At 56.7% G+C, this 17,310-nt stretch carries 15 protein-coding genes; all 15 read right to left on the bottom strand.

Annotated elements, in window-relative coordinates:
- Positions 1-2: 2 nt before the first annotated feature.
- The 15 genes from BQ4436_RS10550 to pyrR all read right to left on the bottom strand — a co-directional run bounded on the left by BQ4436_RS10550 (position 3) and on the right by pyrR (position 17,187).
- Positions 3-1,457 carry an RsmB/NOP family class I SAM-dependent RNA methyltransferase gene (locus BQ4436_RS10550; protein WP_070362412.1) on the bottom strand — a complete coding sequence of 485 codons (1,455 nt, stop codon included), beginning with the start codon at positions 1,455-1,457 and terminating at the stop codon, positions 3-5.
- Positions 1,454-2,386 (bottom strand): methionyl-tRNA formyltransferase, encoded by a 933-nt coding sequence (fmt, locus tag BQ4436_RS10545; protein ID WP_070362411.1) that lies wholly within the window; start codon positions 2,384-2,386, stop codon positions 1,454-1,456. Before fmt ends, BQ4436_RS10550 begins: the two co-directional genes overlap by 4 nt.
- Complete coding sequence (gene def / locus BQ4436_RS10540; protein WP_070976858.1) at positions 2,386-2,886, bottom strand: peptide deformylase; 501 nt, start codon at positions 2,884-2,886, stop codon at positions 2,386-2,388. The genes fmt and def overlap by 1 nt, the downstream gene beginning before the upstream one ends.
- 42 nt (positions 2,887-2,928) lie before the next feature.
- Positions 2,929-4,938 (bottom strand): primosomal protein N', encoded by a 2,010-nt coding sequence (locus tag BQ4436_RS10535; protein ID WP_070976855.1) that lies wholly within the window; start codon positions 4,936-4,938, stop codon positions 2,929-2,931.
- Between the two features lie 11 nt (positions 4,939-4,949).
- Complete coding sequence (gene metK / locus BQ4436_RS10530) at positions 4,950-6,176, bottom strand: methionine adenosyltransferase (RefSeq protein ID WP_070362408.1); 1,227 nt, start codon at positions 6,174-6,176, stop codon at positions 4,950-4,952.
- A gap of 122 nt (positions 6,177-6,298) precedes the next feature.
- On the bottom strand, positions 6,299-7,516 hold the full coding sequence (coaBC, locus tag BQ4436_RS10525; RefSeq protein ID WP_083329546.1) for a bifunctional phosphopantothenoylcysteine decarboxylase/phosphopantothenate--cysteine ligase CoaBC: 1,218 nt from the start codon (positions 7,514-7,516) through the stop codon (positions 6,299-6,301).
- Positions 7,517-7,601: 85 nt separating this feature from the next.
- Positions 7,602-7,904: a DNA-directed RNA polymerase subunit omega gene (gene rpoZ, locus BQ4436_RS10520; protein ID WP_240492815.1), complete on the bottom strand. Its 303-nt coding sequence runs from the start codon at positions 7,902-7,904 to the stop codon at positions 7,602-7,604.
- Between the two features lie 36 nt (positions 7,905-7,940).
- The gene (gmk, locus tag BQ4436_RS10515) at positions 7,941-8,534 is read right to left on the bottom strand and encodes a guanylate kinase (protein ID WP_070362405.1); all 594 of its coding nucleotides are present in this window, start codon (positions 8,532-8,534) and stop codon (positions 7,941-7,943) included.
- Between the two features lie 4 nt (positions 8,535-8,538).
- Entirely contained in the window at positions 8,539-8,862 is a 324-nt protein-coding gene (gene mihF / locus BQ4436_RS10510; RefSeq protein WP_070363511.1) for an integration host factor, actinobacterial type, read from the bottom strand.
- 217 nt (positions 8,863-9,079) lie between these two features.
- A complete protein-coding gene (gene pyrF / locus BQ4436_RS10505) occupies positions 9,080-9,880 on the bottom strand; it encodes an orotidine-5'-phosphate decarboxylase (protein WP_070976850.1) in 801 nt (266 codons plus the stop codon).
- Positions 9,881-9,882: 2 nt separating this feature from the next.
- Complete coding sequence (carB, locus tag BQ4436_RS10500; protein ID WP_070976847.1) at positions 9,883-13,233, bottom strand: carbamoyl-phosphate synthase large subunit; 3,351 nt, start codon at positions 13,231-13,233, stop codon at positions 9,883-9,885.
- 24 nt (positions 13,234-13,257) lie between these two features.
- The gene (gene carA / locus BQ4436_RS10495) at positions 13,258-14,403 is read right to left on the bottom strand and encodes a glutamine-hydrolyzing carbamoyl-phosphate synthase small subunit (protein WP_070477051.1); all 1,146 of its coding nucleotides are present in this window, start codon (positions 14,401-14,403) and stop codon (positions 13,258-13,260) included.
- A gap of 14 nt (positions 14,404-14,417) precedes the next feature.
- Positions 14,418-15,698 carry a dihydroorotase gene (locus BQ4436_RS10490; RefSeq protein WP_070362401.1) on the bottom strand — a complete coding sequence of 427 codons (1,281 nt, stop codon included), beginning with the start codon at positions 15,696-15,698 and terminating at the stop codon, positions 14,418-14,420.
- Positions 15,699-15,700: 2 nt separating this feature from the next.
- The gene (locus tag BQ4436_RS10485; protein ID WP_070362400.1) at positions 15,701-16,621 is read right to left on the bottom strand and encodes an aspartate carbamoyltransferase catalytic subunit; all 921 of its coding nucleotides are present in this window, start codon (positions 16,619-16,621) and stop codon (positions 15,701-15,703) included.
- On the bottom strand, positions 16,618-17,187 hold the full coding sequence (pyrR, locus tag BQ4436_RS10480) for a bifunctional pyr operon transcriptional regulator/uracil phosphoribosyltransferase PyrR (protein WP_070362399.1): 570 nt from the start codon (positions 17,185-17,187) through the stop codon (positions 16,618-16,620). Before pyrR ends, BQ4436_RS10485 begins: the two co-directional genes overlap by 4 nt.
- Positions 17,188-17,310: the final 123 nt, after the last annotated feature.

Below are 17,310 nucleotides of genomic sequence, written 5' to 3'. Positions count from 1 at the left end.
CTCTACCCTAGTGTTTTCTTGCGAAGAACTGCGAAGAACATTGCGTCAGTTCCGTGGCGGTGTGGCCACATCTGCACACTACGATGTGGACCGACGTTTTCCATTGGCGCAACAAGTTGCTGTGCGTCGCACTCCTCGACTTCGCCTGTGGCCAGCACAGCGTCAACGATGCCTCTGGTCTCCCGAATATCTGGCGAACATGTCGAGTACACGATTACGCCACCAGGTTTTGTCGCAGTAATGGCTGTGTTGAGCAGCTTGAGCTGTAGCTGGGTGAGCGAAGCGATATCTGACTCGTGCTTCGTCCAGCGTGCTTCAGGCCGACGCCTCAACGATCCGAGGCCGGAACAGGGGGCGTCGACAAGCACTCGGTCGTATCCAGACTCGAGCTCAATGGTTGTCGCGTCCCCTGTGCGAACACTGACCGGCAAACCTTTCGTCGCCTTCTGCACAAGCTCCGCACGGTGAGGCGCAACCTCGACTGCATCAACGCGTGCACCATCAATTGCCGCCAAGGAACCGATGAATGCAGCCTTGCCACCCGGGCCTGCGCAGAGGTCCAACCAGCGTCCCTGGTCGTCAGCGACGGTCGCTTGGACAAGTGCCCGTGCTATCAACTGAGAGCCTTCGTCTTGTACCGCTGCGAAACCATCACGTACCGGCTGCAGCTCACCTGGGTTCCCCTCAGGCAAATACACGGCATACGGGGAGTACTTGCCAATGTCGCCACCAGTGATGAGTGCCAACTCCTCCGCGGAGATCTCGCCGGGCCGTGCGACAAGATGCACGATGGGACGCTCCGAGTCAGCTTCGAGGGCCTCGGCCAGCTCCGGATCATCTGCTTCAACCCCTAACGCCGTTGCAAAAGAACGAGCAATCCAAACAGGATGCGCGTGCTCGAACGCGATGCGCTCCAGTGGCTCATTGGGCTTGCAGGTGTCTATCCAGTGCTTCGAGGGTTGCCGACTCATCGTTCGCAGCACCGCATTAACAAAACCTTTCGCGCCCTGTTTCCCAGCGCCGATAACCAAGCGCACAGAAGTATCAACCGCGGCATGCTGCCCGACTCTGGTGTACAGCAACTGGTAAGCGCCTAATCGCAGAGCTGCGCGTACCTCAGCATCGAGATCAGCAATAGCGCGGCTCGAGCACTCCTGAAGAACTGCATCAATCACTCCGAGCGATCGCAGTGCTCCATACGTCAGCTCCGTGGCAAATGCAGCATCCTTGCCGCGCACCTTGTGTTCACGGAGTATTCCTGGCAAGACCAAGTTCGCGAACGCCCCGTCTATGTCGACGCGCATCAGCGTCGACCACGCTGCCTCACGAGCAGGGTCACCAATATCAACCTTTGGCGCTTGCTGGTTGGTTCGCTTTTGCGCAACCTTCGCCGTCTTCTTGCTTACCGCGGCAGGCTTACGACGCCCCGCAGACCGGGATCGGAACCCTCCGCTCATACAAACTTCACCCCTGCCTCAATAGTCTCGGTTGCGAGCCCGCGCCCCCACGCATCTGCAGCCATACGCTTCTTCCCAGGCGGTTGTATCTCTTGCAAGATCACATCGACTGTCCCAGTCCCAACTCGCACCCGATTCTTTTCGACGGCCACTTCGCCCGCGCCAAGCGTATCCGAGTCACCAATCGACACCGGCCCGATTTTGACACGCTGCTCACCGAGCATTGTCCACGCACCAGGTCCTGGCGTGTATGCGCGGATCGTACGATCAACTACTTCGGCGTCACAATCCCACTGAATCCGAGCATCCTTGCTCTGAATTTTCGGGGCATATGTGCCATCCACGGGCTGGGGTTCCGGTACTATGCTGCCACTGGCGAGACCATCCATCGTGGCAACAAGCAAGTCAGCACCCTTGTACGCAAGCCTGGTCAAGAGATCGTCCGCGGTATCGGTAGGCAAAATCGCTTCCTCAAACGTAGCCAGAACTGGACCTGTATCGAGTCCCTCATCGATGCGGAATGTCGTGGCACCGGTCGTCGTCAATCCCGACAAGATTGCAGCCTGGACTGGAGCCGCTCCCCGGAGCTCAGGCAAAAGCGAGAAGTGGAGGTTCACCCACCCGTGCTGAGGCAAGTCGAGCAGCTCAGGCGGAACAAGGTTGCCGTACGCTACGACGGGAATCGCATCTGGAGCAATCGCACGTAGACGTTCGACGATTTCTGCATTACCACGCAATGTCTTCGGCTCAAGTACTTCAATGCCATGCTCAAGCGCAACTTTCTTAACGGGCGACGGGTGAAGCGTCCGCCCCCTCCCCTTCGGCGCGTCAGGGCGCGTGAGCACCGCAACTACTTCATGCTCTGAATGAAGCAACGCCTCCAGCGCCACGACTGCAGGTTCTGGCGTCCCAGCAAACACAATACGCATTACCGTTCCTTCCACCACGTTGATGTTCGAACTTGTGATATAGCTTGTTTCTTTTCTTCCGCAGACAGACGCTCCAAGAACACAACGCCGTCAAGGTGGTCAGTCTCGTGCTGAATGCACCGCGCGAGGAGTCCTGTTCCCAGGATCGACAACGGATGTCCCTCTGCGTCGACACCGTTACAGACTACGGAGCGATATCGCTCCACATCGGCCCTAACACCGGGAATGGACAGACACCCTTCAGTACCCAGCTGACTATCCCCAGAAAGCGGCGACCACGACGGGTTCACAATGTGTCCCCGAAGCCCCTGGCAATCGAAGACGAACACCCTCTGGCTGTGGCCAATCTGATTTGCAGCCAAGCCAACACCACCTGCGTTATCCATTGTGTCGAACATGTCATTGACCAGCGTGCGAATCCGAGCGCCAAACTCAGTAACCTCTTGAGCTACTTCATTGAGCACAGGATCCCCGAGCAATCGAAGCCTGCGAACTGTCATGGATCGATAGTCTACCCACCTCTCGGCTCCACGGGCGCAACACTATCCAATATGCAGAGGGTCAACCTGCACCCGCAGCGGTAAATCCTGCTTGCGCGTCGCTCTACTGATCACTCCAGCCCGTAAAGCACGACCTAGCTCATTCCGTTCTTGCACTGCGCACCTCACCAGCATGCGCTGCGCAGGGCCGAACTGCTGCTCGTCCCAAGTGCCAGGTAATGAGACCCCGCTCGGTAAGTCGACAGGCCCCAATAACTCAGCAGCTAAAGGAAGCGTCGTATGTGCGAAAAAATCTTCCAAAGCGACACGTGGTGCGTCCACCACTGCTACGTGAGCAGCTGGCGGAAACGAAACCTCTCTTCGATGTCCAAGCTCAAGCGCCGCATAGCCGGACGGATCCCAGCGCAGGAAGAACTGCACAACCGCAATTCCCGGATCAGCGGTCACGACGACCTCCCCGCCGCGTTCATGGGGCTCAACCAGCGCTGCAGCCGCTATCCATCTCGAATATGTCTCTTCAGCTGCTCGCAAGTCTGGACGTTGCAGCAGCGCCCACGCATCCATCAGCACCGCTGCTCCGTACCCGCCTTCCACTACGGGTTCCGCGCCGGGCGTGGCTACAACAAGCTGTGCCTGAGGCTCAACCTCAGCGAGTACCTTCTCGCCCGAGGAGTTCCGCACACGAACATGAGGAAATGCTCGGCCAAGCTCCTCTGCCGTCCGGTCTGTGCCCAATACCACTGCGCGCAGCTTTCGCGAACCACATGCAACACAACTATAAGACGGATCTATGCGGCCACACCACCGGCAGGTTGGTGCGGAGGCATCCCCACTTTGTGGCAACTCGAGCGGTCCATTGCACGCACGACACCGCGACGGAGTGCGGCAACCACCGCAAGCCAGCGCACGAATGTATCCAGCACGAGGCACCTGAAACAGCACCGGGCGATTACGCTCAAGAGCCCGCTTTGCTGCTTGGAACGCCGCAGAAGGAAGCCTTGCTTGCCTTGCACGTGGGTCACGTTCTAGTGCGATGTCGGAATCCCCCGCTGCATAGATCCGCGGCATCCGCTCTCGAATCGTGCCTTTCGACGCCTCCAACCCATGCATCCAACCCGATTCGACCAGCATTTGGGTTTCTGCAGTTCTTGCGACACCACCGATGATTAAAGGGACGTGCTCAAGCGCGGAGCGCGTCGTCAAGACCTCGCGAGCATGCACATACGGCTCACGCGGGTCAACAAGATTGTCGTTGCCATCATCCATGAGCACAAGCAGTCGAAGATCCTGTACCGGCGCAAACGCAGCGGAGCGAGTCCCCACCACGATTCGGGCCTGCCCATGCAATGCCGAAAGATATCGTGAATACCTTGCCTGCGGACCCTGTGCAGAAGTGAGCGTGCTTACCTGCCGAGGCCCCACGACCTTCTTCAACTGTGCTTCGAGGCTATCTACATCTCGCTGGTCCGGTACGACGATGAGTGCCCCGCCACCGTCAAGCGCGACTTTTGCAGCCAAAGCAGCAACAGGACCTGCCCACGGAGCACCTGGTACAACCTGCCACGCTGCTCGCACTAGCTTTCTGGCAAGCACAGCATCGACGAATGATTCACCGTATTGATATGTACTCCATCCCGAAAGATCTGGCTCGGTGGCCGCACCAAGCTCCGCCCAAGGTGTAGAAGTGTCTGTCTCTTCAGCTTTCTTATGCCGAGGAGGGATCGCTGAGCGATAGATATCAGACCTGACGCCGGCATAGCGCTCAGCGAGTGCGTCGACAAGCTGGCGTAACTGGATTGGAGCGACGACCTCCGGTGAAATCACGCGCTCGAGGAACCGCAAGTTACCTACATGCTCAGGGGCCTCCGTCCGGCCAAGAATCAACCCATCAACAAGTCGACCAGCGAACCGCACCCGCACCCGCGTTCCCGGCTGCGCATCTTCTGACTGCTCCTCAGCTACGTAGTAGTCAAAGGTGCGGTCTAGATGTGCCAACCCAAGCTGGGGTAGCACCTTGGCGACAGGAAGGAAGGTTGCGGGCTGCTTCGACATTCAGCCGTGCCTTATACCCCTGCTGCAGCGCGCAGGTCATCTACCTTGTCCAAACGCTCCCACGGCAAGTCGACATCCGTGCGTCCAAAGTGACCGTACGCAGCCGTTTGGGCATAAATTGGGCGAAGCAAGTCAAGTTCTTTGATGATTGCGGCCGGACGAAGGTCAAAGACCTTCTCCACAGCCTGCTGAATTGACTCGTTCGTCTGTCCTTCAGCTGCGGTACCAAACGTCTCAACGTAGAGGCCAACCGGGGTTGCTCGCCCAATCGCGTACGCTACCTGCACCTCGACGCGGTCTGCTAAACCAGCTGCACAAATATTCTTGGCAACCCAACGAGTTGCGTACGCAGCAGAGCGGTCAACCTTTGATGGATCCTTGCCGGAAAACGCACCACCGCCGTGCCGTGCCATGCCACCATATGTGTCTACGATGATCTTTCGCCCAGTCAACCCGGCGTCTCCCATCGGGCCCCCAAGCACAAACGAACCCGAGGGATTAATCAGCAGCTTGGTGTCATCCGTGTAGAACTCCTCTAACCCAGCGTCAGCGATTACCCACTCGAGCACATGGGTACGGAGCGCGTTCTCGAGTTCCTCTCCGACGAAGTCCGGGTCGTGTTGCGTGGAAATAACCACGGTATCCAGTGCCACTGGGGTGTCGCCGTCGTAAGCGAACGTCACCTGAGTCTTACCGTCCGGGCGCAAGCCCACGACGGTGCCCATCTTTCTCACCTCGGTCAAGCGTCGCGCAAGTCGGTGCGCAAGCGCAATTGGTAGCGGCATGTACTCTTCGGTTTCATTCGTAGCGTAACCAAACATCAGCCCCTGATCACCAGCACCTGTTTGGTTGAGCGCTTCGATGGTGTCGTTCTCGCGCGACTCCTGAGAAAAACTAACGCCGTCCGAAATTTCAGCAGACTGATCGCCGATGGCGATGTTCACTCCACATGTACGGCCATCAAAGCCCACCTCCGACGAGGAAAACCCGATTCCGACCAACTTGTCGCGGACAATCTTGGCGATGTTTGAGTAAGCTTCGGTTTGCACCTCACCCACCACGTGCACCTGACCGGTCGTCACTAAGGTTTCTACAGCGACACGCGAGGACGGATCCTGCTTGAGCATGTCGTCCAAAATTGCGTCCGAAATTGCGTCGCAGATCTTGTCGGGGTGACCTTCAGTCACCGATTCACTGGTGAATAAACGGTAGTACGTACCAGTATCACGTGTAGACAAAGCGGTCTTCCTTTTGCTCTTTCGTTCCTACAGAGAATGGCCAGCGAAGACGTACCATCGCCAACCGTTGATGCAATGCACCTTAGAGTAGACCACTCGGTCTAATAATTCAAACGTCATTTCTACATGTGGAGTGACTCAACCTTATCCAGCAGGTGCACTGCAACTTCCAGCTTTGTACCATGCGGAATCGCCTGTTCCCGACCCGAACTATCAAGGAACCACCCCTGATTGTGTGCCTGCCCAAAGACAGCTCCCTGCGCCACCGAATTCACCATCAGACCGTCCACTCCCTTGCGCTGCAGCTTGCGCCGGGCGTTCTCAAGTTCGTTATCGGTCTCCGCAGCGAACCCAACAATCGTCGCAGAGGTAAGCCCCTCTTTCCTCATCTCACCAAGTCCCTGCAAAATATCGGGGTTTGCAACCAGGTCCACCTGAGAAAGCTCTTGACTGTTACCATCTTTCTTCAGTTTCTTCTGCGCCACATGCCGTGGCCTCATATCAGCTACAGCAGCAGCCATAACGATGATGTCGGCTTGTGGAGCAAGGCTGCGCATCGCCTCATTCATCTGGAGAGCAGTAGTGACACGATGTATCTCAGCACCAGCGGGGATGCTCAAGTGGTCAATGGCACCCGCGACGATATCAACATGGGCACCTCTTTGTGCTGCAATCTCTGCCAGAGCAAAACCTTGCTTGCCGGAGGAATGATTCCCCAAGAATCGGACAGGATCGAGTGGCTCCCGAGTGCCTCCGGCACTGATCAACACTCTTTTGCCCTTGAGCGTTTGCTCAATTGGCCTGGTAGCAGCCACGGTCTCTGTCAGCTTGACAATCTGCGAGGGGTCGAGAAGCCGACCCGCCCCACTGTCCTTGCCCGTCAGCCGCCCATGCGCTGGCTCCAGTACGGTGTACCCCCGAGAGCGAAGGACCGACACGTTGTGTTGCGTAGCGCGATTGTTCCACATCTCAGTATGCATTGCCGGAGCGAGCACGACGGGACACGTTGCCATGAGCAGTGTGGAAGTTAAGAGATCATCAGCGCGCCCACCAGCCACGCGCGCCAGAAAGTCTGCAGTAGCTGGGGCCACCACAATGACGTCCGCATCCTGCCCGATTCGTACGTGCTGCACCTCATCAACGCGCGAAAAAACATCAGTGTCTACCGGAGCGCCAGACAGCGCCTCAAAAGTGGCCGCACCTACAAACTTCAAGGCGTTTTCTGTCGGAATAACCCGTACGTCAACCCCTTGCTCGCGAAATCCGCGAACAATCTGACAGGCTTTGTACGCTGCGATACCGCCCGAAACGCCAACGACTACCTTGCTCACTTCGTTCATAGCAAAAGAGTGTACGCAAAACCCCGCAGCCGCTTCCATTAGGGAGCCACTGCGGGGCAAGTGTGTGATATGAGGGTGCGGGGAGTTACATGCCCTCTTCGTGCTCGAGCAAACTCGAGTTGATCTCACGAAGCGCGATCGAAAGCGGCTTCTCACCCGGCTCCGGCGTCACCAATGGCCCGATGAACTCAAAAACGCCCTCGTCTGAGTTCTGGTAGTAGCTGTTGATTTGGCGGGCGCGCTTGGCCGCAAAGATTACCAAGGCGTACTTCGACGAAACCTTCGTCAGTAGCTCATCAATCGGGGGTGCGGTAATACCATCAGGGGTGTCGTATGCTTTTTCTTCCGCGTCGCCCGCAGAGCCATCTTGCAACAGATCGCTGTTGATCGTGCTCAATTCAACCTACTTCTCGTTGTACTTCAATTAATTGTCAGTGTCTCGGCCGTCAGACCCCACAAGAAGGTCCACTATAGCAGCGACAGCGTCATCGATGTTGTCATTGACCACGACGTTGTCGAATTCGTCCTGCGCCGCAATCTCGTTGCGGGCAGTTTCCAGACGACGCTCGATCACCTCTTGCGTCTCCGTGCCCCTGCCAGTGAGTCGCTCTACAAGAATTTCCCACGACGGCGGGGCCAAGAAAACGGTGGCCGCCTCTGGCATCAAGCCTTTGATGTTTCGAGCTCCAACCAAGTCGACTTCGACGAGGACTGGCCGACCAGCCTCCAACGCCTCGCGCACTGGAGAAGCTGGAGTACCGGAGCGCTGGAGCCCTCCATGGATATCTGCCCACTCAAGCATCTCGCCCGAATCAATCTTCTGTTGGAACTCATCGGGCGTAACAAAGAAGTAATCCTTGCCGTCCTGTTCGCCCGGCCGAGGTGCGCGCGTTGTCATTGAGACAGAGAAGTACAGTTCAGGAACTTCTGTGCGCAAGCGCTGCACAACGGTTGACTTCCCTACCGCTGACGGGCCGGCCAGAACTACGAGATTACCGCGTGAAGTGGGAGTCGACACTGGATTAGTCCTCGGAGAAACCAAAGCGCTCAAGCAGGGCACGGCGCTGACGGTCACCCAGACCGCGCAGACGACGCGTCTGTGCAATCTCAAGCTCTTCCATGATCTCGCGGGCCTTCACCTTGCCAACCTTTGGCAGAGCCTCCAGGAGCGCAGAGACCTTGGTCTTACCGATGATTTCATCGGTAGCTGCCTTCTCCAAAACCTCAGCGAGGTTCGTGTCGCCGCGCTTCAGCGAAGCCTTCAGCTCTGCACGCTGCTTACGCGCTTCTGCTGCCTTCTCAAGTGCTGCCTTGCGCTGCTCATCGGTCAACTGTGGAAGTGCCACGATTTCCTCCATGTAGATAGTAGTTCTATTGCTCCAGTGCTTTGGCACCGGACCGCGATTTACCAGCCCCGATAGTACCGGACTAAGCAAGCGGCTCCGAGCCAGTGTAGCACTAGGAAGTTTTCTTCATGATGTATTGCATGGCGTTTAGCCACGTCAACGCATCGACGCAACTAAACTACCAGCAATTATGCAATCTGGTAAATACGAGCTGTCCCTATTGCCAATTCGCCTGGTCAACAGCACGTTTTCGCAGTTCATCTGGGTCCGGACCAGCAGTAAGAATCCCACGTGACATATTGGGATAAAACTGCCCAACTCTCTTCCCCGCGATCTCACGAACGTCGTTAAAGCTAGCCCCTTGTGCGCCAACGCCTGGCATAAGGACTGGCCCAGTAAACCTCGAAAGATCAAGCGCGTATGAGAGCGTCGCCCCCACCACAATCCCCACATCTGAACGGTGCGTGCTATTCAGCGCCTCACAGGCATCAACCATCTGCTGCGCGATTGTTACACCGTCTATCTGTTGAGATTGGAACTCCTGCGCCTCCGGGTTCGAGTTAGCAGCCATAACAAATACTCCTTTCCCATACTCGAAGGCAGTGTTGATTGCAGGGGCAAGGGAACCAACGCCAAGAAACGGAGTCAGCGTGAGGGCATCCACTTCTAGGGGCGATCCCGGTCGAAGCCAAGCGTCGGCATACCCTTGCATTGTCGAACCGATATCCCCTCGCTTCGCATCTGCTATCACAAGCGTTCGTGACTCCCGGAAGCGTTGAATGAGTCGCTCTAGGACGCGGAAGCCTGCGGATCCAAATCGTTCATAGAACGCGACCTGTGGCTTGACCACAGCTGCATGGCCGGCAAACGCCTCAACACAGGCATCGGAAAACGCGGCAAGGCCATCTACGGTATCTGGGAGACCCCACTGCTCAAGGATCTGTGCATGCGGGTCGATGCCCACACACAGCTGCCCGTGTTCACGGGAAGCACTGTGCAAGTCGAGCGCAAAGGACACGGCTACTTATCTCCGTTCTCAGTCCGAGTTTCGGACTCAAGTTCCTGAAGGCTCATGACAGCGATTTCATTGTCACGAAGCGCTTCGATACCTTGGACCGCGGCGGTAACGCCCTGAACTGTCGTCATGAGTGGTACGCCGTGTGCAACGGCTGCGGCGCGGATATCGTATCCGTCGTGGCGTGCACCTGAAGATCCTGCGGGCGTGTTCAGAATCAGGTCAATCTCACCATCGTTAATGCAGTCGACGATCGATTTGCCTTCCGCCCCGTTTCGGACGTCTGAGGCCTTCAATACGATCTCGCAAGGGATCCCATTCCTTCGCAGCATTTGGGCTGTGCCGCCTGTAGCCAGAATCTTGAATCCCATTGTGGAAAGGCGCTGAATTGGGAAAATCAGGGTTCTCTTGTCACGGTTAGCGACAGAAACGAATACTGTGCCTTCCGTCGGAAGTGCGCCAAAGGCTGCTGCCTCAGCCTTCGCGTAGGCAACTCCGAACGACGGCGCTAAGCCCATCACTTCGCCAGTCGACTTCATCTCTGGACCAAGGATGGTGTCGAGCATCGCTCCGTCCGGCCGACGGAAGCGGTTGAACGGCAACACGGCCTCTTTCACGGCGATTGGGTGATCAAGTGGCAGCGAGCCACCGTCGTAGTCACTCGGGATCATCTCTTCGGCCTTCAGCTCTGCGATGGTCGCACCCATCATCACACGAGCAGCCGCCTTGGCTAGGTGTACGCCGGTCGCCTTCGACACGAAAGGAACGGTTCGCGACGCACGCGGGTTGGCTTCAATGACGTAGAGGATGTCGTCTTTCAACGCGAACTGTACGTTCATCAGACCAGTAACACCGATACCGTGCGCCAACGCCTCTGCAGAACGACGCACCTTTTCAATGTCCTCTGGCCCAATGGTCATCGGAGGCAGTGCACAAGCCGAATCGCCGGAGTGGATGCCGGCTTCCTCGATGTGTTCCATGACGCCACCGAGGTAGACGTCCTTACCATCCGACAGCACGTCGACGTCGATCTCAATTGCGGAATCCAGGAAGCGGTCAACAAGCACAGGGTGATCCGGCGAGAGTTCGGTTGCGCGATTGATGTAGTCTTCAAGGCTTTGCTCGTCGTAGACAATCTCCATGCCTCGGCCGCCCAGCACGTAGGAAGGACGAACAAGGACGGGGTATCCAATCTCATTTGCTACTCGACGTGCCTCTTCGAAAGAAACGGCGGTACCGTACGCTGGCGCAGGCAGTTTGGCAGCGTCGAGCACCTTGCCAAACTCGCCGCGGTCTTCCGCGGAATCGATGGCCTCGGGGGTAGTTCCGACTACCGGTACCCCGGCGTCAGCGAGTCGCTGCGCGAGCCCGAGTGGCGTCTGACCACCCAACTGCACGATAACCCCTGCAACCGTGCCAGACAGAGACTCAGCGCGATAGATCTCCATGACATCTTCGAAGGTCAGAGGCTCGAAGTAGAGCCTGTCAGCCGTGTCGTAGTCAGTGGAAACGGTCTCCGGGTTGCAGTTGATCATCACTGTCTCGTAGCCAACCCGCGAGAGCTCCAGCGCGGCGTGGACGCACGAGTAGTCAAACTCGATGCCTTGACCGATGCGATTCGGGCCTGAGCCCAGGATCAGCACCTTCTCCTTATCGGAGGAGGCGACCTCAGACTCTGCCTCCGGATCCCATTCGTACGCGGAGTAATGATACGGCGTCTGCGCTTCGAACTCACCCGCGCAAGTATCAACGGTCTTGTATACAGGGTGGACACCAAGAGACCACCGGAGTGATCGTACGCCATCTTCGCCGGCTAGCTCAGGGCGAAGCGCGGCAATCTGTGCATCAGAGAGCCCGAAAACTTTCGCTTCACGGAGCAGGTCAGCGTCGAGGACGGGGGCGTCGATAAGCTGCTGGCGGAACTCTACGAGCGCCGCAAGCTCGGCGAGGAACCAGGGGTCAATCCCGCTGGCCTCGTAGACCTGCTCGATGCTCGCGCCCAAGCGCAGCGCGAGTTCAACATCGTACATGCGCTTATCGGTCGGGATGCGCAGATCCTGGAGGACAGCATCCACATCATTCTCACGGCCTTCAGCAAAGTAGCTATCCGGCTTCGTCCAGAAACCGTTCGGCTTCTCTTCCATTGACCGCATGACCTTATTCAAGCCTTGGATGTAGTTGCGCCCAATGCCCATTGCTTCGCCAACAGCCTTCATCGAGGTGCCCAACGTCTCGTCTGATCCAGGGAACTTCTCGAACGTAAAGCGAGGCATCTTGACGATGACGTAGTCGAGCGTCGGCTCAAACGCGGCTGGGGTCACCCCGGTGATGTCGTTTTGAATCTCATCCAGCGTGTAGCCAATAGCCAGCTTGGAGGCGATCTTTGCAATCGGGAAGCCCGTCGCCTTCGACGCAAGAGCCGAAGAGCGAGAGACACGTGGGTTCATCTCAATTGTGATGATGCGCCCGTCAGTTGGGTTCACCGCGAACTGAATATTGCAGCCACCCGTATCGACGCCCACTTCGCGGATAATGGCGATACCCTGATCACGCATGGTCTGAAACTCCCTATCCGTCAGCGTCATAGCCGGCGCGACGGTGACAGAGTCACCTGTGTGGACACCAAGCGCATCAACGTTCTCGATTGAGGCGACCACTATGACGTTGTCATTGCGGTCGCGGACAAGCTCAAGCTCGAACTCTTTCCAGCCGAGAATAGACTCCTCGATCAGCACATTTGCCTCCGGGGAGGCGTCAAGTCCTCCACCTGCGATGCGGTCAAGGTCCTCCATGGTGAACGCGAGACCAGAGCCAAGACCGCCCATGGTGAAGGAAGGACGGACAACGACCGGAAGCCCAAGCTCCTGGACAGTCTCGTGGACTTCATCCATCGAGTAGCACACGCGGGAGCGGGCAGATTCACCGCCGATCTTCTCGACGATGTCCTTGAACTTCTGCCGATCCTCACCGCGCTCAATTGCATCGATGTTTGCGCCAATAAGCTCCACGTTATGCTTTGCCAGGATGCCCTGGCGCTCAAGTTGGATCGCTGCGTTCAAGGCAGTTTGGCCGCCGAGCGTTGGCAGAATCGCATCGACTGGATGCCCCTGCTCTGCTTCACGGGCCAAGATCATGTCGATGTAGCTTGGGTCAATCGGCTCAACATAGGTGTGATCCGCAAACTCCGGGTCTGTCATGATCGTTGCCGGGTTCGAGTTAATGAGCGTGACTCGTAGCCCTTCTTCCTTCAGGACGCGACAAGCCTGCGTCCCCGAGTAGTCAAACTCGCACGCCTGGCCAATAACGATTGGCCCGGAGCCAATAACCATCACATGGTTGATATCTTCGCGCTTCATTGTGTGAATCTCCTCTAATGCTGGTTACTGGTTGTTCGGGCTCTTCGAGTCCATCAACGAGATGAACTGGTCAAACAGCGGGTTCGCATCGTGCGGTCCGGCGGCTGATTCGGGGTGATACTGCACGGAGTACGCCATGTTGTTGTCCAATGCCACGCCTTCGACGGTGCCATCGTTCAGGCAGACATGTGTGATGGACGCCGGGCCGAAATCTGTCTCGAATGTGTCGCCTTCCTTGCCGCGGAGGGCAAAACCGTGATTTTGGCTCGTGATATCAATCTTTCCCGTGCGCAGGTTCTTCACCGGAACGTTGACTCCCCGGTGGCCGTAGCGCAGCTTGTATGTCTCGAGGCCAAGCGCACGACCTAAGATTTGGTTACCGAAGCAGATCCCGAAGAACGGAATCTCAGCAGCGATAATATCGCGAACAATCGCCACCATTTCGTCTGCGGTGGATGGGTCTCCTGGACCGTTCGAGACGAACACACCATCCGGTCGGTACTGTTCAATATCCTTTAGCTGAGTATTTGCCGGCACCACGACGGTCTCAATGCCCCGTTGTGCAAACTGCATAGGCGTAGCAGTCTTAATACCCATATCGTAGGCGACGACGGTGTAACGCTTCTCGCCTTCAGCGGGGATAGTGTACGGCTGCTTCGTCGAGACCTCTTCGCTGAGGTCTGCCCCAGCCATCGCAGGCTGCTCGTTCACCAGCTTCACTAGCTCATCGACTGGACGCTCGGTGTCTTCACTGACGAAAATTCCTGCCGCAATAGAGCCGTGATTGCGGAGATGACGCACCAGAGTACGAGTGTCCACCCCGTAGATGCCCGGGATACCTTCGTTTTCCATCTGTTCTGCAAGGCTGCGCTTTGCGCGCCAGCTCGAGTGCACGGTGGAAAGATCGCGGATCACAAGGCCAGCAGCCCAGATCTTGTTGTCGTGGGACTCATTGTCTTCGTCGTTCCAACCGGTGTTGCCGATCTGTGGGGCTGTAAGGGTCACGATCTGCTTGTGGTAGGACGGGTCAGTCATCGTTTCCTGGTAGCCCGTCATCGCGGTGCTAAACACTGCCTCTCCGAAGACCTGCTTCTTCGCCCCAAATGAGAAGCCTCGAAAAACCTTTCCGTCGCCAAGCACGAGAAGCGCTGGGATACGTTCATTAACCATATTGTTTAGTTCCTTTACTCGTTATCAGCTTGGTACGTAATAGCTCCACGCAGCATCGTCATTTTGACCTGCGCATTGAACTGCATTCCCTCGTATGGTGTGTTCGAGGCTTTCGACGCCAACTCTTCCGGCTCTACCGTCCACGGCGAATTCGGGTCGACCAAGGTGAGGTTTGCTGGTTCGCCAGCAGTAATCGGTCTCCCCTGGTCCTCCAGCCTCAAAATCTCAGCTGGTCTCTCACTCATTACCTTTGCGACGAACCGCCAGTCCGCCAACCCCGCTTCAACGAAGACACGCGCGATGATTGCCAGCGATGTCTCGAGCCCCAGCATGCCTGGCTTCGCGTGTTCAAACTCCACACACTTTTCTTCCGAACCGTGCGGGGCATGGTCCGTCGCAACTACGTCAATAATCCCGTTCAGCAAAGCGTCACGAAGCGCAATTGTGTCTCTGTGCTCACGCAGCGGCGGGTTTACCCGGAAGTTTCCGTTAAACGTCTCCAGCTTCTCATCTGTCAACAGCAGATGGTGCGGTGTAACCTCCGCCGTAATCTTTGAGGAATGCTGCTTCGCCAGGCGCAAGAGCTGAACAGTTCCTTCCGTCGAAGCGTGGCAGACGTGGAGACGTCCGCCGTAATCGCGCGACATGATCATGTCCCTGGCGACAATCGATTCTTCAGCTACGCGCGGCCATCCACGAAGGCCCAGCTTCGCAGCCATTGGCCCTTCGTGAGCGCTGGCGTCTTCAGTCAGACGGTGATCCTCGGCGTGTTGTGCGAGCAGCACATCATATGCTTTCGCATATTCAATTGCGCGCCGCATGATTTGTGGATCGTTTACGCATTTTCCGTCGTCCGAGAACATACGAACATGGGACTTCGACATCAATCCCATCTCGGTGAGCTGCTTGCCCTCAAGCCCTTGCGTGATAGATCCAACCGGGTACACGTCGCACTTACCGTAGCTTTGCCCCTTGTTCCACACCGCTTCAGCAAGGAATGGCTGGTCAATCACCGGCCGCGTATTAGCCATCGTAAACACGGCTGTAAAACCGCCCTTCGCAGCTGCGTCGGAACCTGTGGCGATGGTTTCCGTATCTTCCCGGCCCGGCTCACGGAGGTGGACGTGCATGTCCACCAGGCCAGGCAGCAGCACCCAACCCTGACCATCTAGTACTTCGTCAGCCTTCGAGGTATCGACGTCTTCCCCTACCGAAGCAATCTGCCCATCTTTGATCAGGACGTTTACGGTGGATTCGCCGTATGGCCGAACGTTTGTCAATGCAATTACTGACATTTCTAGCTATCCTCTCCAGCCAACAAAGCGAACAGCACAGCCATTCGCGTATAAACACCATTTGAGACCTGCTGCAGTACAGCAGTATTTTCGCGGTCTGCAACATCAAAGTTGATTTCCATACCGCGCAGCATTGGGCCCGGGTGCATGATGATGGCGCCGGGTTTCATTTGCTGTGCTCGCTGTTTGCTGAGTCCGAACAGCGTGGCGTACTCGCGGTGCGATGGGAAAAACCCGCCATGCATACGCTCTGCCTGAACGCGCAGCATCATTACAACGTCCGCGTCTGGAATCTCGGCATCAAAGTCGTAACTGATACGGCATGGCCAGTACTCCGCCCCAACTGGCAACAGGGTTGGTGGTGCAACGAGTACGACATCCGCGCCAAGCTTCGACAGCAGTTGCACGTTGGAGCGTGCGACCCTTGAATGCAAAATATCGCCGACAATGATGATTTTCTTGCCGGCGATTTCACCAATCTTCTGACGCATTGTTACCGCATCAAGGAGCGCCTGCGTCGGGTGCTGGTTCTGGCCATCGCCCGCATTGACAACAGATACATTAGGAACCCAGTCAGCAATGAGTTTCGCTGCACCAGACGATGGGTGGCGAACGACAATGGCGTCAGCGCCGACTGCAGCGATCGTCGAGGCCGTATCCTTCAGCGACTCGCCCTTCTTCACGGAAGAAGAGGACGCAGAAATATTGATGACGTCAGCGCTCATCCACTTACCTGCAGTCTCGAATGAGGAGCGCGTGCGCGTTGAATTCTCGTAAAACAGCGTGAAGATCGTACGTCCACGCAGCGTTGGGAGCTTTTTAATCTCGCGACCCTCGAGGGTTTCTCGGAACCGATCTGCCTCATCCATGATGAGGTGAATGTCGTTAACGCTGAGATCGTCGATCGAAATCAGGTGCTTCATTCGGTGGTGACCTCCTTGGTCAGCGTCACCGCATCGATGTCATCAATTGGGGTCAGAGACACCGTGACATCTTCAGCAATGGCGGTTGGAATGTTCTTGCCAACGTAGTCGGCGCGAATTGGTAGTTGGCGGTGTCCACGATCAACTAGGACTGCAAGCTGAATAGTGCGTGGTCGACCAAGATCTCGCAACGAATCGAGTGCCGCGCGGATGGTCCGACCGGAAAACAAAACATCATCTACGAGGATTATGGTTGCGTTATTGATCTCAACCGGAATGTTCGTCGGCATTAGCGCCCTATGAGGCTTGTCTCGGAGATCGTCTCGGTACAGCGTAATATCCAGGCTGCCTACGGGGACGGTGATCCCGGTAAAAGACTGAATCGCATCCGCGATCCGCTCTGCTAGTGGCACTCCCCCCGAAGGAATACCCAATAGGACTGGAGTGTCTGAAGACTCCGAATCAAGCGCATTCTTTTCAATGATCTGGTGCGCGATGCGTGCAATTGTTCGCTCAACGTCACGCTCATTTAATAGCGCAGACGTCACGCGTTGCTTGTCACTCATCGAACCTCCTTCCCCGCCTCGCTGTGCGGAATTTAAAGGATGTCGAAATTGGTATTTGTCTATGCTGAGACTGGTCAGAATTTTAGCACCTTCACAAAGGCGTCTCGCTATATCAGTCAATAA

The sequence above is a fragment of the Corynebacterium sp. MC3 genome, from assembly GCF_900099485.1.
Lineage (GTDB): Bacteria > Actinomycetota > Actinomycetes > Mycobacteriales > Mycobacteriaceae > Corynebacterium > Corynebacterium pseudogenitalium.
The sequence above is the reverse complement of the archived record's forward strand: the minus strand, read 5'-3'. Positions and strand labels throughout refer to the sequence as shown.

Coding starts and splice junctions, on each gene's coding strand:
- BQ4436_RS10550 (WP_070362412.1), bottom strand. CDS start 1,457: ATGAGCGGAGGGTTCCGATCCCGGTCTGCGGGGCGTCGTAAGCCTGCC.
- fmt (WP_070362411.1), bottom strand. CDS start 2,386: ATGCGTATTGTGTTTGCTGGGACGCCAGAACCTGCAGTCGTGGCGCTG.
- def (WP_070976858.1), bottom strand. CDS start 2,886: ATGACAGTTCGCAGGCTTCGATTGCTCGGGGATCCTGTGCTCAATGAA.
- BQ4436_RS10535 (WP_070976855.1), bottom strand. CDS start 4,938: ATGTCGAAGCAGCCCGCAACCTTCCTTCCTGTCGCCAAGGTGCTACCC.
- coaBC (WP_083329546.1), bottom strand. CDS start 7,516: ATGAACGAAGTGAGCAAGGTAGTCGTTGGCGTTTCGGGCGGTATCGCA.
- carB (WP_070976847.1), bottom strand. CDS start 13,233: ATGAAGCGCGAAGATATCAACCATGTGATGGTTATTGGCTCCGGGCCA.
- carA (WP_070477051.1), bottom strand. CDS start 14,403: ATGGTTAATGAACGTATCCCAGCGCTTCTCGTGCTTGGCGACGGAAAG.
- BQ4436_RS10490 (WP_070362401.1), bottom strand. CDS start 15,698: ATGTCAGTAATTGCATTGACAAACGTTCGGCCATACGGCGAATCCACC.
- BQ4436_RS10485 (WP_070362400.1), bottom strand. CDS start 16,621: ATGAAGCACCTGATTTCGATCGACGATCTCAGCGTTAACGACATTCAC.
- pyrR (WP_070362399.1), bottom strand. CDS start 17,187: ATGAGTGACAAGCAACGCGTGACGTCTGCGCTATTAAATGAGCGTGAC.